This window comes from Micromonospora sp. L31 (genome assembly GCF_052068075.1).
Classification (GTDB): Bacteria; Actinomycetota; Actinomycetes; order Mycobacteriales; family Micromonosporaceae; genus Micromonospora; species Micromonospora purpureochromogenes.
Genome location: NZ_JBQHDC010000014.1, coordinates 14,950 through 30,284 on the forward strand (window position 1 = coordinate 14,950; position 15,335 = coordinate 30,284).

5 protein-coding genes are annotated in these 15,335 nt (G+C 75.1%); all 5 read right to left on the reverse strand.

Going from position 1 to position 15,335, the window contains the following annotated elements; translation table 11 throughout:
• Positions 1-26: 26 nt before the first annotated feature.
• Genes ACTMS9_RS27310 through ACTMS9_RS27330 form a run of 5 tightly spaced genes read right to left on the reverse strand, consistent with a single transcriptional unit; the run spans position 27 to position 15,332 of the window.
• On the reverse strand, positions 27-5,579 hold the full coding sequence (locus ACTMS9_RS27310; RefSeq protein WP_441166338.1) for an amino acid adenylation domain-containing protein: 5,553 nt from the start codon (positions 5,577-5,579) through the stop codon (positions 27-29).
• Positions 5,576-8,695, reverse strand: a complete 3,120-nt coding sequence (locus ACTMS9_RS27315) for a non-ribosomal peptide synthetase (RefSeq protein ID WP_441166339.1) — start codon at positions 8,693-8,695, stop codon at positions 5,576-5,578. The genes ACTMS9_RS27310 and ACTMS9_RS27315 overlap by 4 nt, the downstream gene beginning before the upstream one ends.
• Complete coding sequence (locus ACTMS9_RS27320) at positions 8,692-8,880, reverse strand: MbtH family protein (protein ID WP_154937773.1); 189 nt, start codon at positions 8,878-8,880, stop codon at positions 8,692-8,694. Before ACTMS9_RS27320 ends, ACTMS9_RS27315 begins: the two co-directional genes overlap by 4 nt.
• Positions 8,880-9,833, reverse strand: coding sequence for a TauD/TfdA family dioxygenase (locus ACTMS9_RS27325; RefSeq protein WP_441148287.1), 954 nt, complete (start codon positions 9,831-9,833; stop codon positions 8,880-8,882). The genes ACTMS9_RS27320 and ACTMS9_RS27325 overlap by 1 nt, the downstream gene beginning before the upstream one ends.
• Before the next feature lie 27 nt (positions 9,834-9,860).
• Complete coding sequence (locus ACTMS9_RS27330; protein ID WP_441166340.1) at positions 9,861-15,332, reverse strand: type I polyketide synthase; 5,472 nt, start codon at positions 15,330-15,332, stop codon at positions 9,861-9,863.
• Between the last annotated feature and the right edge of the window lie 3 nt (positions 15,333-15,335).

The window sequence follows — 15,335 nt, forward strand, 5'->3', positions numbered from 1 at the left end:
TCCTCGGTGGAGGGCCCCACGCCGGGTCACGCCGCGACCGGCTCCCGTTCCTGCGCCGCCGCCCGCTCCGCGAGCCGCCGCTGCCGCTCCTGCGCACCGATCAGGTCGTCGGGCAGCGAGTCGGGCACCTCGACGTCGAAGCGGCGCAGCATCCGGATGGCGAACCCGCCCAGGGTGATCAGGACCAGGGCCAGCCCGAAGCAGACGTACGCGAATCCGATGCCCCGGCCCGGCCCCGTGCCGATCACCGCGCCCACCGATCCGGCCAGCGACCCGCCCGGGGCGAGCATCGGCTCGAAGAGGCTGGTCGCCGCCGGGGCGAGCAGCGCGAACCCGATCGGCAGGGTCGACCAGGCGATGGTCTGGTTGAGGCTGAACACCCGGCCGTGGAAGCGCTGCGGCACCTTGACCTGCACGATGGTCGCGTAGATGGACTGCGCGGTGGTCATCGCCATGGCCAGCCAGAAGGCGCCGACGCAGACCATCGTCACGGAGGCGTCCAGGCCGACCAGCACGCAGCCGACGGCGGTGCCGAGGTTGCCGACCAGCACGCCGACCATCCGCCGGCGCCGGGGCCCGCCCCACAGCGACATCAGCACGCCGCCGGCCACCGCGCCGCAGGCCTCCGCCAGGGCCACCTGCGCGACCTGGGTGGCGGTGCCGAAGGAGAGCACCAGCGGGGTGGTGAGCACCAGCGCCGGGGCGAGGAAGATGTTGCCCAGGGCGAAGTAGCCGAGCATCAGCCGGAAGCCCCGGTGCTGCCAGGAGTAGCGCAGCCCGTTGGCGATCGCCACCAGCAGCCGCTCCCGGGGTCGCCAGCCGAGCAGGTCGGGGAAGCGCACCACGGCCAGGGTCAGCACCGCCACCAGGTAGCTCGCCACGTCGATGAGCAGGATGCCCTTGAGTTCGATGGCGGCGAGCAGGCCGGCGGCGAAGACGGGCATCAGCAGCATCGCGAAGCCGCTGGAGAGCTGGGTGATGCCCATCGCGTGCCCGAGGTAGCGCTTCGGCACCAGCTGCGGCACCGCCGACTGGAACGCGATCCGCTGGAACGAGCCGGCGACCTGGCTCAACGCGACCAGGGCGTAGATGTGCCAGAGGACCAGGTTGTCGGTCCAGAGCAGCGCGGCGAGCACCAACTGGATCGACCCGGCGGTGCAGCTGGCGACCATCATGATCCGGCGGCGGCTGACCCGGTCGGTGACCGCGCCGGCCACCGGCAGCATCAGCACGCCGCAGATCAGCGCCAGCGCCCAGAGCATTCCCAGGTCGGCCACCGACCCGGTGCGGGTGAACAGCCAGATCGGCAGCGCGAACGCGGTCAGCGCGGAGCCGGTGGTGGAGACCAGCTGCCCGGCGGTGACCGCGACGAACCGGGCCATGCTGGGCTTCACCACGGCCGGCTCCGGCCCGTCGGACCCGCCCACCCGCTGGTGGGCGGCGACCACCCAGCCGGCGTCGGCTCCCCTGGCCTGCGGGGTCAGCGTGGAGACGTCCCCGGCGGTGACCGCCGGGTGGACCCGGGTGAGGATCTCCGCCAGCTCCTCGGCGCGGTACTTGAGGAAGAAGTGCCCGGCCTGGTCGAGCACCACCAGGCCGAGGGTGTCGCTGAGGAACTGCCACTCGGCGTACCGCTCGGCGTGGTAGTCGGTCACCGGGTCCTCCGAGCCGACCACCGAGATGATCGGCGCGCGCAGCTTCGTCGCGCCCCGGTCGAGCAGGCCGGTGAAGTACTCCTCGGAGGCCCGCGAGTCGGCCCGCATGTTGCTGATGATCCGGTCGGCCTGTTCCGGGTCCAGCTCGTCGGTGTCCACCCCCATCGACTTGAGCCAGCTGGCGTAGTGCCGGTTGCTGCGCAGCTGTTCGAGCCGGTTGCGCAGGGCGGCGAAGGCGCCCCGGGGGCGGGCGAACGGGAACATCGCGCCGATGTAGACCGCTTCCAGGTCCCGGCCGGCGGCCTCCACCTTGCGGGCCACCTCGGCGACGATCGCGCTGCCCACGCCGCAGTGGCCGTAGAGGGCGATCGGTCCCTCGACGCGTTCCAGGATCTCCTCGGCGACCCGGCTGGTCAGCTCGTCGAACGGCAGGCCGTCCTCGCTGAGCCCGACGTCGTGGCCGGGGATGGCCAGCGACCACAGGGCGTGGCCGGCGGGCAGCGCGTCGGCGAGGGGCTGGTAGACGATGGCGCTGCCGCCGCCGTACGGGACGCAGACGTAGCTGAGCACCCGCTGCGCCGCCGGGATCGGCCTGGTCAGCTCGTAGAGCAGCCGGCGGGGACCGTCCCCGCCGCCGTCGCCGCCGGAGATGAACCGGGCCAGGTCGCGGATCGTCCGCTGCTGGAACAGGTCCATCACCCCGACGGCGCGCCCGCCGTGCTCCGCCTTGCGGATCTTCGCCACCACCTGGGTGGCCAGCATGGAGTGCCCGCCCAGGTCGAAGAAGTCGTCGTCGATGCCGAGCGTGGCCACGCCCAGCACCTCCGACCAGATGCCGGCGAGCAGCCGCTCGGTGTCGTCGCGCGGCTCCACCAGGGCGACCGACGCCTCGCGGGTGAGCACCGGCGCGGGCAGCGCCCGGCGGTCCAGCTTGCCGTTGGGCGTCAGCGGCAGGCCGTCCAGGGTGACGAACGCGGCCGGCACCATGTACTCGGGCAGGGTCTCCTTCAGCGCCGCCTTCAGCGCGGCGTGCTCGGCCGCGCCGACCAGGTAGGCGGTGAGCCGCTTGTCGCCGGGGGTGTCCTCGCGGACGATCACCGCCGCCTCGGTCACCGCCGGCTGCTCGCGCAGCGCGCTCTCGATCTCGCCCAGCTCGATCCGCAGGCCGCGCAGCTTCACCTGGTGGTCGATCCGGCCCAGGAACTCGATCACCCCGCCGGCCGGGGCGGTCACCCAGCGGGCCAGGTCGCCGGTGCGGTAGAGCCGAGCGCCCGGCTCACCGGCGAACGGGTCCGGCACGAACCGCTCGGCGGTGAGCGCGGGCCGGCGGTGGTAGCCGCGGGCCAGGCCCACCCCGCCGATGTGCAGCTCGCCGGCCACCCCGACCGGGCAGGGGTTGCCGTTCGGATCCAGCACGTGCAGTCGCAGGTTGGCGATCGGAGCGCCGATCGGGACGGTGGTCAGGCCCGGCAGCAGCGCCGGGTCGCAGTGCCAGGCGCTGACGTCGATGGCCGCCTCGGTCGGGCCGTACAGGTTGTGCAGCTCGCACCCGGGCAGCCGGACGGTGAAGTCGACCGCCGTGGCCGGCGGCAGCTCCTCACCCGAGCAGATCACCCGGCGCAGCGCCGTCGCCGCCTCGACACCCTCCTCGGCGAGGAAGACGGTCAGCATCGACGGGACGAAGTGCGCGGTGGTGACCCGCTCGGCGACCAGCAGGTCGCGCAGGTAGCCGGCGTCCTTGTGCCCGCCGGGCTTCGCCAGCACCAGCCGGGCGCCCTCGCGCAGCGGCCAGAAGAACTCCCAGACCGAGACGTCGAAGCTGGCCGGGGTCTTCTGCAGCACCGCGTCGTCGGGGCCGATCCGGTAGGTCCGCTGCATCCAGTCCAGCCGGTTGACGATGCCCCGGTGGGTGTTCGGCACGCCCTTGGGCCGGCCGGTCGAGCCGGAGGTGTAGATGACGTACGCCAGGTGCTCCGGGCCCGCCGCCGGCGTCGGGTCGTCGGCGGGCTGGTCGGCCCAGGTCCCGGGGTCGTTCAGAACCAGCACGGTGGCGTCGGTGGTCGGCAGCGCGTCGCGCAGGTGCTCCTGCACCAGCACCACCGGCGCGGCGGCGTCGTCGACCATGAAGGCCAGCCGGTCCGCCGGGTACTCCGGGTCCAGCGGCAGGTACGCGCCGCCGGCCTTGAGCACCCCGAGCAGGCCGGTGACCAGCTCCACCGACCGCTCCGCGCAGACGCCGACCAGGGTCTCCGGGCCGACGCCGGCGGCGCGCAGCCGGTGCGCGACCCGGTTGGCCGCGGCGTTCAGCTCGGCGTACGTGGTCGACCGGCCCTCGATGGTGACCGCGACGGCGTCCGGGGTGCGGGCGGCGCGCTCCTCGATCGGCCCGTGCAGCGTCTGGGTGGCCGGGAAGTCGGCAGCGGTGTCGTTCCAGCTCGCCAGCAGGGCCCGCTCGGCGGGCGGGAGCAGGTCCAGGGCGGCGACCGGGGTGTCCGGGGCGGCGACGATCGCGGCCAGCAGGGTGGTCCACCGTCGCGCCATCCGCTCGACGGTGTCGCGGGTGAACAGGTCGGTGTTGAAGACCAGCTTGCCCCAGATGCCGTCGGGCACCTCGACGGCGTGCAGCTCGAAGTCGAACCGGGTGGCCCGCAGCTCCATCGGGGTCCAGCGGAAGCTCACCTCATCGGCGTCCGAGACGCCGGAGAAGCGGCCCATCTCGTAGTTCTGCAGGACGAACATGGCCTGGAACACCGGCGACCGGCTGACGTCGCGGGACAGCCCCAGCTCGTGCACCACCTTCGCGAACGGCACCTCGGCGTGCTCGAAGCCGTCCAGCACGGCCCGCCGGGTGCGCTCCAGCAGCTCGGTGAAGGTCGGGTCGCCGGCCAGCTCGGCGCGCATCGGCAGCATGTTGATGAACATGCCGACGACGTCCTCCAGCTCCGGGGCGGACCGGCCGGCGACCGAGGCGCCGACGGCGAAGTCGTCCTGCCCGGCGTGCCGGGACAGCAGCACCTGGTACGCCGCGAGCAGGGTCATGAACAGGGTCCCGCCCGACGCGCGGGTGAGCGCGGCGAGCCCGTCGGTGACCGCCCGGTCGACCTGGAACTCGACGAAGTCGCCCCGGTAGGTCTGGGTAGCCGGGCGGGGCCGGTCCAGCGGCAGTTCCAGCGGGGTGATCCCGGCCAGCCGCCCCTTCCACCAGTCCAGGTGCCCCCGGGCCTGCGGCCCGGCCAGCTCCCGGGCCTCCCAGTGGGCGAAGTCGCCGTACTGCACCGGCAGGGCGGGCAGCTCGCCGCCCCGGTAGTGGGTGATCAGGTCCCGCAGCAGCACGTCCACCGACCAGCCGTCGCCGACGATGTGGTGCTGGCCGAGGAAGAGCACGTGGTCGTCGGCGACGTTCATCCGGTCCGGAGTGCCGTCTTGCGGCGCGGAGGCCGGATTATCGTCGTCAGCGAGCCGGATCAGCAGGGCGCGCAGCAGCGGCCCGGCCGCCAGGTCGAACGGCTCGGCCGCGGCGGCGTCCACCAGCGCCTGCGCGGCCCGCTCGTCGGGGGCGTCCACGATGGTCAGCGGCACCTCGACGGAGTCGGCGACGACGACCGTGGGGCGGCCGTCGGCGTCGGCCGGGAAACGGGTACGCAGCGACTCGTGCCGGGCGGTCAGCCCGGCCAGGGCGGCGCGCAGCGCCGTGACGTCCAGCGGGCCGCGCACCCGCAGCGGCACCGCGATGTGGTACGCCGCCTCGCCCGGCGCGAGCTGGTCCATGAACCAGACCCGCTCCTGGGCGTACGACAGCGGCACCTCGACGCCCTCCGGGCGGGGCGTGATCCGGGCGGTGGGCGAGGCCTGCCGCCGGCGCAACCGCTGGGCGATCAGCGCCGCCCGGGCGGCCTCCCGGGCGGGATCCTTCAGGTCCGTCATGTCGGGTTGTCCTTCTCCGCCGCCAGCAACGCGGCGACCTCAGTCTCGGAGAGGTCGTCCAGGTCGGCGGCGATCCGCTGCTCGATCTGGGCGGCCAGGTCGGCGACGACGGGGCTGCTGAACAGCGCCCGCATCGGCAGGTCGACGTCCACCTCGGCGCGGATCCGGGCCATCGCCCGCATGCCGCGCAGCGAGTTGCCGCCGAGGACGAAGAAGTCGTCCAGCGCGCCGACCTTCTCCACCTGGAGGATCTCGGCGTACACCTCGGCCACCAGGGTCTCGGCGTCGGTACGCGGCGGGACGTAGCCGTCGGGCGCCACGGTGGCCGGCGGCGCGGGCAGCGCGGCCCGGTCCAGCTTGCCGTTCGGGGTCAGCGGCAGCGCGTCGAGCCGGACGAACGCGGCCGGCACCAGGTGGGCCGGCAGCTCGCGGGCCAGCTCGGCGGCGAGGGCGGCCTCGTCGGCGGTGCCGACCAGGTAGCCGACCAGGGCCGGCTCCCCCGAGTCGGTGCGCACCGCCACCGCGGCCTCGCGGACCTGCGGGTGGGCCAGCATCGCCGACTCGATCTCGCCCAGCTCGATCCGCATGCCGCGCACCTTGACCTGGTCGTCGCGGCGGCCCAGGTAGTCCAGGGTGCCGTCGGTGCGCCAGCGGGCCAGGTCGCCGGTGCGGTACATCCGCCGGCCGGGCGGGCCGTACGGGCAGGGCAGGAAGCGCTCGGCGGTGCGGCCGGGCCGGCGCAGGTAGCCCCGGGCCACCTGGTCCCCGGCGACGTACAGCTCGCCGACCACGCCGGGTGGCACCGGCTGGAGCGCGGCGTCGAGCAGGTAGACCCGCGCGCCGGCGGTGGGCCGACCGATCGGCACCGGTCCGGCATCCAGCGGCCGGCCGGGCGCGACGCGGGCGGCGACGCAGCCGACGGTCGCCTCGGTCGGGCCGTACTCGTTGACGACCGCCACGTCCGGGTGCGCGGCCCGCCAGCCCGCCAACTGCTCGCCGGTGAGCGCCTCGCCGCCGATCACCAGGTCGGTCGTCGGCGACAGCGCGGCGTCGAGCAGCGGCAGGTGGCTCGGGGTGACCTTGAGGAAGCTCGGCCGGCCGCCGACCCGGGCCTGCGGCGAGTCGATCCCGGCCAGCCGGACGGTGCCGCCGGCGGTGAGCGGGCCGAGCAGGCCGGTCACGGTGAGGTCGAACGAGACCGGCGAGGGCAGCAGCGCGGTGCCGGCCAGCCCCGGGTAGGCGTCCCGGGCCCAGGCCAGGTACGCGGCCACGGCCCGGTGCTCCACCACCACGCCCTTCGGGCGGCCGGTGGAGCCGGAGGTGTAGAGCACGTACGCCGGATGCTCGGGGCGCAGCGGGGCGACCCGGTCGGCGTCGGTCAGGTCGCCGTCGGCCTGGTCGGCGCCGACCTCCCCGTCGAGCACCAGCGCGGCGGCGGGCACCAGCACGGCGGTCTCCGGCAGGGCCAGCACCAGCGTCGGCTCCGCGTCGGCGAGCAGGTACGCGATCCGGCCGGCCGGGTAGCCGGTGTCCACCGGGACGTACGCGGCGCCGGACTTGAGCACGGCGAGGACGGCGACCAGCAGCTCGGGCGAGCGGGGCAGGGCGAGCGCCACCCGGGTCTCCGGGGCGGCGCCCCGGGCCACCAGCACCCGGGCGAGCCGGTTGGCGGCGGCGTTCAGCTCGGCGTAGGTGAGCGAGACGCCCTCGCAGACCAGGGCGACCGCGTCCGGGGTGGCGGCGGCCTGCCGCTGGACCCGCTCGATGACCGAGCGGAACGCCGGGGCGGCGTCCTCGCCGTTCCAGGCCCGCAGGACGAGGTCCCGCTCGGCGTCGTCGAGCAGCGGCAGCGCGGAGACCGGCTGCCCCGGGTCGTCGACGGCGGCGGTGAGCAGCCGCACGTACCGCGCGACCACCGCCTCGGCGGTGCCCCGGTCGAACAGGTCGGTGCGGTAGACCAGGCGACTCTCGCCGGTGGTGACGTCGAAGGCGAGGTCGTCCTTGGTGGTGCCCAGCTCCACCGGGTCCAGCCCGGAGTCGGGGATGAAGTTCAGCGCGGTCTGGAAGATCGGCTGCACGGCCGGGTCGCGCTGCGGGGCGACCGCCTCGACGATCCGCTGGAACGGGGTCTGGCCGTGCTCCATCGCGTCCACCAGGCCGGCCCGGACCCGGCCGAGCAGCTCGGTGAAGCTGGGGTCGCCGCCGACGTCGCAGCGCAGCGCCACCGGGTTGACGAACATGCCGATCAGCGGGGTCAGCTCGGCGGTGTCCCGGCCGGCGGTGGAGACGCCGACCACCACGTCGGTGTCGCCGGAGATCCGCGACAGCAGGGCGGCGAACCCGGCCAGCAGCACCATGTACGGGGTGGCCGCCGACCCGGCGGCGAGCCGGCCGACCCGGTCGAGCAGCCCGTCGGGCAGGGCGAAGCGCACCTCGTCGCCGACGAAGCCGAGCTGGGCCGGGCGGGGGCGGTCCAGCGGCAGGCCGGTGACCGGCGGCGCCCCGGCGAGCTGGCCGGTCCAGAAGGCGAGCTGGCGGTCCAGCTCCGCGCCGGTGAGCTGGTCGCGCTGCCAGACCGCGAAGTCGGCGTACTGGATGGGCAGCTCGGGCACGGCGGCGGGCGCGCCGGTCAGCGCGGCCTCGCTGAACGCGGCCAGTTCGGCCACCAGCAGCACCGCCGAGTGGCTGTCGAAGACGGCGTGGTGCACCACGAAGAGCAGCGTCCAGGCGTCGTCGAGGCGGACCAGCCGGGCCCGCCACAGCGGCGGGGCGTCGAGCGGGATCGGGGTGCGGGCCAGCTCGGTACGCAGGGCGGCGTAGCGGGCGGCCCGCTCGGCCTCAGGCAGGTCGCGCAGGTCGTCGGTGGGCAGCCGGACCGGCTCGTGCTCGCGCACCACCTGCACCAGGGCGCCGTCGTCCATCCGCAGGTGGGTGCGGAGCGCCTCGTGCCGGGCGACGACCCGGCCGACGACCTCGCCGGCGGTGTCGGCGTCGATGCCGGCCGGGAAGCGCCACGGGGTGGAGACGTTGTAGACCGGCGAGGCGGTGTCCAACTGGTTGGCCATCCACACCCGCTCCTGGGCGAAGGAGGCCGGGAAGGTCCACTCCCGCGTCATGACGGCACCTCCCGTACGGAGCGGGGACGCATGTCGGTCCAGACGGTGTCGACGTGGGACAGGCACTCCTCGCGGGTGCCGGCGAAGCCGGCGTCGTGCCACCCGGCGGGCAGCTCCCGGTCGGCCGGCCAGATCGAGTACTGCTCCTCGTCGTTGCGGACGACCAGGAATCGGGAGTCGGCCATCAGTGCTCTCCAGCGCTCTCGGGGGTGTGCGGTTCGGCCATCGCCACGGCGATCCGGCGGGCCCCGGTGAAGGGCTCCCGGCCGTGCGCGGCGGTCATGTTGTCGACCACCAGCACGTCGTCGCGCCGGTAGTCGAAGCGGACGCTGGCGGCCCGGTACGCGGCCCGCAGGTGGTCCATGACGTCGGCGGGGATCTCGCCGCCGTCGCCGTAGTAGGTGTTCGCCGGCAGCCCGTCGGCGCCGAACATGTCCAGCAGCCCCGCCTGGTAGTCCTTCGGGAGGGTGCTCACGTGGAAGAAGGTGGCGTGGTTGAACCAGCGCGGGGTGTCCGAGCCGGGCCGGTGGTGCACCACGTCGCGTACCGCCCGGGTGCGCAGCCCGTCCGCGCCGACCCACTCCAGCCGGATCCGGTTCGCCGCCGCGTACGCCTCGACCTCGGCCCGGTCGTCGGTGCCGAACACGTCCTGCCAGCGGGTGCCGAAGTCGGCGTGGAAGTTGCGCACCAGCATCCAGCGCCGCCGGACGAACTCCTCGCGGACCGCCGGGTCGATCTCGGCGTACACCCGGCGGACGTCGGCGAGCGGGGTGGCGCCGAGGGTGTCCGGCGGGCTGATGCAGTAGAAGAACAACGTCAACGGCCAGCGCGCCTGGTACGAGTTCTCGTTGTGCAGGAAGATCTCCTCGTCCGGTGGGTAGTCGGTCGAGGTGTAGACCCGGCCCTTGATGGCGTGCCGGGGTGAGGACCGCTCGGTGTAGGTCAGCGGCTCGCCGGAGAACGCGCGGACCACCCGGTCGAAGCCGTCCACCCCGCCGACGTCGAAGCCGCGGAACAGCAGCCCGCCGTGGGCGGCGAGCGTGGCGCGCAGCTCCGTCCGCCGCTTGTCGATGAGCTCGGTCAGTGGTGTGCCGTCGTTCTCGACGACCACCGGCAGCGTGGCGATCGTGTCGCTCATTGCTCTGTCACTCCTGTTTCTCGACGCTCAGTCGCGGGGCAGCCGCGGGATGGCGGGAATGGTGGCCGGGGCGGGCTCGTCGGCGGGCGCGGCGCTGGCGCGCAGCTCCTCGATCCGGGCGGCCAGGCCGGCGACGGTGGGGGTCTCGAAGAGGCTGCGCATCGGCAGCCGTACCCCCGTCGCCTTGCGCATCGCGGCGATGAGCTGGACCGCGACCAGGGAGTTGCCGCCGAGGGCGAAGAAGTCGTCGTCCACGCCCACCTCGGCCACCCCCAGCCCGTCCTTCCAGACCTGGGCGATGGTGATCTCCAGCTCGGTACCCGGCGCGGGGGAGGCGGCGCCGCCGCCGGCCGGGGCGGCGAGGGCCGGCTCGTCGGCGGTCTCCAGACCTTCCGTGGTGACCCGGGAGGCGCGGTCGCGGATGTCGTCGACGGTCCGGGTGGCGATCACCACCTGCCGGCCGAGCCCGGCGGTGAGGCTGCGGCGGAACGCCTCGGCCCCGTCGACCGGCCGGATGTCCTCGGTCGGCACACCCGGCTCCGGGGCGGGCGGCTGCGCCGGTGCGCCCACCGTGGTCAGCCCGCCGGTCACCGCGCCCTGGTCGACCCGGCGCAGCACGAAGTCGCTGATCGCGACCAGTTCCCGGCCGTCGGCGTCCCGCAGGGACAGGTCGGCGGTGACGACCTCGTCGGTGGCGCTGTCGCGGTGCCGCAGGTGGCTGTGGAACTGCGCCGGCAGGGCGCCGCGCACCACGATCCGCCCGTACGACAGCGGCAGGTAGGTGCCGCTGCCCTGGCCCCGACCGAACGCGGTGGCCACGTCCAGCAGCGCCGGGTGCAGCCCCCAGGAGGGCAGGTCGCCGACCGCCGCGGCGGGCGCGGTGATCCGGGCCAGCTCCTCCCCCTCGCCCAGGTGGTGCTCGGCCAGCGCGGCCCACCGCGGCCCGAAGGTCAGCATGCTGGTGCGCCCCCGGCCGAACGAGGCGTCGTCGTCCACCCGCCGGCCGGTCACCGCCGGCACCCGCGCCGGCGGGGCCGGCTCGTCGGTCCAGCCGGCCGCGCCGCGGACGTGGGTGCGCAGCTGCCCGGCGGCGAGGCTGCGTACCGCGAAGTCCACGCCGTCCTCGGCGGGGGTCAGCTCGACCCGGTACTGCGCGACCGTGCCGTCGGGCACCGAGAACGGCTCCAGGAAGACCACGTCGCGCAGCTCCACCGCCGCGTCCCCGGCCGGGGCGGGCAGCCCGGCGGCCACCGCCGCCCGTACCGACTCCAGGTGGGCGGTGCCGGGCACCACCGGCACGCCGCCGATGCGGTGCTCGTCCAGCAGCCAGTGCGTGTCGGCGGAGACCAGGCCGTGCAGCACCACGCCGTCCGGGCCGGTCACCGCCGTGGTGAGCACCGGGTGGTCCACCGGATGCGTGACGGTGTCCCGCCCGGCGGCCCGGAAGCCGGCCGGCGCGTCGGTCTCCACGGCCATGCCCACCTCGGCCCAGCCGCCCCAGTTCTGCGACAGCACCGGCGCCCGGAAGCCCGCGCCGGCCCGGGCGTACGCGTCGAGGAAGCTGTTCGCCGCGCAGTAGTCGACCTGGCCGAAGCCGCCGACCACCGCGGTGATCGAGGAGCAGAGCACCACGAAGTCCAGCGGCAGGTCGCCGAAGACCTCGGCGAGGGCGAGCGTGCCGGCGAGCTTCGGCGCGAGCACCCGCTCCGCCTCGGCCCGCTCCTTGACCTCGGCCATGCCGCCGCCGGGCAGGCCGGCGGCGTGCACGATGCCGTCGATCCCACCGAACTCCGCCTCGGCGGCCGCCCGGACCCGGCGCAGGTCGGCCGGGTCGGTGACGTCGGCGGCGAGCACCAGCACCGACGCGCCGGCCGCCTCCATCCGGCGGATCGCCGCGATCGCCCGGCCCGCCCGGTCCGCGCCGCCGTGCACGGCCAGGTGGTCGTCCCACCGCTCGCGCGGCGGCAGGCCGGAACGGGCCAGCAGCACCAGCTTCGCCCGGGCCCGCCGGGCGAAGTCCTCGGCCAGCGTGACGCCGATGCCGCCCAGACCGCCGGTGATCACGTACCGGCCGCCGTCGCGCAGCGCGCCCGGCTCGCCCTCGGCGTCGACGGTGACCTGCTCGTAGCCGGTCACCCAGCGGCGCGGCCCGCGCAGCGCCAGCTCCGGGCGGGTCGGGTCGACCGGCCGGCGCAGCTCGGCGACGAGCGCGTCCACGTCGGACGAGGCCGGGTCGGCGTCCAGCAGCCGGACGGCCAGCCCCGGCAGCTCGGCCGGGAGCACCCGGGCCAGCCCGGCCAGGGTGGCGTGCTCGGGGCGGACCAGGTCGGCGCCGGTCACGTCCCCGATGCCGGCGGTGACCAGGTCGAGGGTGCGGGCGCTCTCGTCGGCGGTCAGCCCGGCCCCGGCGAGCGCCTGCACCAGGTGCAGCGCGCTGAAGAAGCCCCGGTCCTGGGCGGCCCAGGCGGCGGCGACGTCGGTGCCGGCCGGGTCGCCGTCGAGGGCGAAGGCGTGCACCAGCCGCTCCGGCGGGTCGGCGGCGAGCGCCGCCACCAGGGCCTCGTGATCCTCGCGGGCGCCGGGCCGCAGCCGGTACCCGCCGTCGACCGCCGCGAAGCGTTCGCCGGCGCGTACCACGGTGGGCGTGGCGCCCGCGGCTCGCAGCGCCGCGACCAGCGCATCGCCGCGCGGACCGTCGGCCAGCACCAGGCAGCGACCCAGCGGCGCGGTCCGCGGCTCGGCGGCGGCCTGCCGCCAGACCGGCACGGCGAACCACTCCGGCAGCGGGCGCGGCCCGCGCTGCGCCGGCGCGGGCGCCTGGTCCACCGGGTCCGGGTCCACCCAGTAGCGGCGGCGTTCGAATGGGTACGTGGGCAGCGGCACCCGGCGGGCGGCCGGATCGGCGTCGAGCCGCACCTCGACGCCGGCGCACCAGAGCGCGCCGGCGCTGGTGAGCAGGGTGGCCAGGTCGCCGGTGCGCTCGCCGGGGCCGGGCAGGCTGCCCAGCGGGGTCAGCGCCCGCTGCGCCGGGCCGGCCTTGGCGACCTGCATCCGGGCCAGGTTGGCCAGCTGCCGGCCGGGGCCGCACTCCAGCAACGCCCAGGTGCCCTCGGCGAGCAGCGCGGCCACGCAGTCGCCGAAGCGCACCGGCCGGCGCAGGTGTGCGGCCCAGTACGCCGGGTCGGTGGCCTGCTCGGCGGTGATCCAGGTGCCGGTGACGTTGGAGAGGAACGGGATCGCCGGTGGGCGCAGCGGCACCCCCGCCATAAGGGCGGTGAACTCGGCCAGGATCGGTTCCATCATCGGCGAGTGGAAGGCGTGGGAGGTGCGCAGCGCCTTGCTCTTGCCCTTGATCGTCTCGGCGAACGCGGCGACCTTGTCGCTCTCGCCGGCCACCACGCAGGTGCCCGGGCCGTTGACGGTGGCGATGGCCAGCCCCTCGGGCAGGCGCTGCGCGACCACCGACTCGTCCAGCGCCACGGCGAGCATCGAGCCGCCCGGCAGGGACTGCATCAGCCGTCCCCGCGCGGCGACCACCCGCAGCGCGTCCGGCAGGCTCAGCACCCCGGCGACGGTGGCGGCGACGTACTCGCCGATCGAGTGACCGATCATCGCGGCGGGCCGCACCCCGGCCCGCAGCCAGAGGGTGGCGAGGGCGTACTCGACGACGAAGAGGGCCGGCTGGGTGTAGCGGGTCTCGGTGAGCTTCTCCCCCGCCTCCGGGTCGCGGCCGAGGATCAGGTCGCGGACGTCCAGCCCCAGCTCGGGGCGGAGCAGCTCGGCGCACTCGTCCACGGTGGCGGCGAAGGCCGGCTCCTCGGCGTAGAGCTGCGCGCCCATCCCGGCGTACTGGGAGCCCTGCCCGGAGAAGAGCAGGCCCACGCGCGGCGCGGGGCCGTCGACGACGCCGGACTGGCGGCGGCGCGGGGTGCGCAGCGCGGTAACCGCGTCCGGCAGGTCGGCGGCGACCACGGCGACCCGGTGCGGGTACTCCTGCCGGCCCACCCGCAGGGTGTGCGCCACGTCCGCGAGCAGCTGCGGCCCGCCGTCGGTGGCGCCCGCCAGGTGCTCGGCGAGGCGCTGCACGGCGGTGTCCAGGGCGGTGGCGGTCTTCGCCGACACGTGCAGCAGCTGCGCCGGGCGGACCTCCCGGTCGGCCCGGTACGCCGCCGGCGCCTCCTGGAGCACCACGTGGGCGTTCGTGCCGCCGATGCCGAAGGAGCTGACCCCGGCCCGGCGCGGCCCGCCGTCGGTGTCCCACTTGGTCAGCGTGTTCGCCACGTAGAACGGGGTGTCGGCGAAGTCGATCGCCGGGTTCGGCCGCTCGAAGTTGATGCTCGGCGGGATCAGGCCGTGCTCCATCGCGAGCACCGTCTTGATCACACTGACGATGCCGGAGGGCTGGCTGAGGTGGCCGATGTTGGACTTCACCGAGCCGATGCCGCACCAGCCCCGGTCGTCGGTGTCCCGGGTGTAGACGGCGGAGAGGGCGGCGACCTCGATCGGGTCGCCCATCGCGGTGCCGGTGCCGTGCGCCTCGACGTAGCTGATGCTGCGCGGGTCGATCCCGGCCATCCCGACGGCCTGGGCGACCGCCGCCATCTGCCCGTCGATGCTGGGCGCGGTGAAGCCGACCTTGCCGGCGCCGTCGTTGTTGATGGCGTTGCCGAGCACCACGGCCCGGATCGCGTCGCCGTCGGCGATCGCGTCGGAGAGGCGCTTGAGCAGGGTGACGCCGACGCCGCTGCCCCAGACCGTGCCGTTGGCGGCGGCGTCGAACGGCCGGCACCGCCCGTCCGGCGAGGTGAAGCCCTCCATGCCCAGGTAGCCGACGTGCGGCAGCTCGACGTTGACCCCGCCGGCGAGCGCCATGTCGCACTCGCCGTTGCGCAGCGCCTCGCAGGCCAGGTGGAACGCGACCAGCGAGGTGGAGCAGGCGGTGTGCACGGTCAGGCTCGGCCCGCGCAGGTCCAGCCGGTACGACACGTTGGTGGCCACGTAGTTGGGCGAGTTGCCGGTGGCGATGGAGACCACCCCGTGCGGGCCGCCGCCGACGCGCTTGTTGCGCAGGACGTACCGGTGCAGGTAGGTGTTGCCGCCGGTACCCGCGTACACGCCGACCGCGCCGTCGTAGCGGGCCGGGTCGTAGCCGGCGTCCTGCAACGCGGTGTGGCAGCTCTCCAGGAACAGCCGGTGCTGCGGGTCGGTGATCTCCGCCTCCCGGGCGGTCATCCCGAACAGCCCGGCGTCGAACTCGTCGTACCCGTCGACCAGCGGCGCCCGGTTGACCCACCCCGGGTCGTCGACCTCCTCCACGGTGGCGCCCCGCGCCAGCTGCTCCTCCCGGCTCAGCTCGGTGACCGACTCGACGCCGTCGACCAGGTTGCGCCAGAACTGGCGGACGTCGGCCGCGCCGGGCAGCCGGGCGGCGAGCCCGACGATCGCGATCGGCTCGATGCCGTCGTCGGCGGGGAGGTCGGGTGCCATCGGGTTGTCCATCTG

What these genes read in the sequence shown, in the direction of transcription:
- ACTMS9_RS27315 (WP_441166339.1), bottom strand. Translation starts at nt 8,695, where the DNA reads ATGACGCGGGAGTGGACCTTCCCGGCCTCCTTCGCCCAGGAGCGGGTG.
- ACTMS9_RS27320 (WP_154937773.1), bottom strand. Translation starts at nt 8,880, where the DNA reads ATGGCCGACTCCCGATTCCTGGTCGTCCGCAACGACGAGGAGCAGTAC.
- ACTMS9_RS27330 (WP_441166340.1), bottom strand. Translation starts at nt 15,332, where the DNA reads ATGGACAACCCGATGGCACCCGACCTCCCCGCCGACGACGGCATCGAG.
- ACTMS9_RS27325 (WP_441148287.1), bottom strand. Translation starts at nt 9,833, where the DNA reads ATGAGCGACACGATCGCCACGCTGCCGGTGGTCGTCGAGAACGACGGC.
- ACTMS9_RS27310 (WP_441166338.1), bottom strand. Translation starts at nt 5,579, where the DNA reads ATGACGGACCTGAAGGATCCCGCCCGGGAGGCCGCCCGGGCGGCGCTG.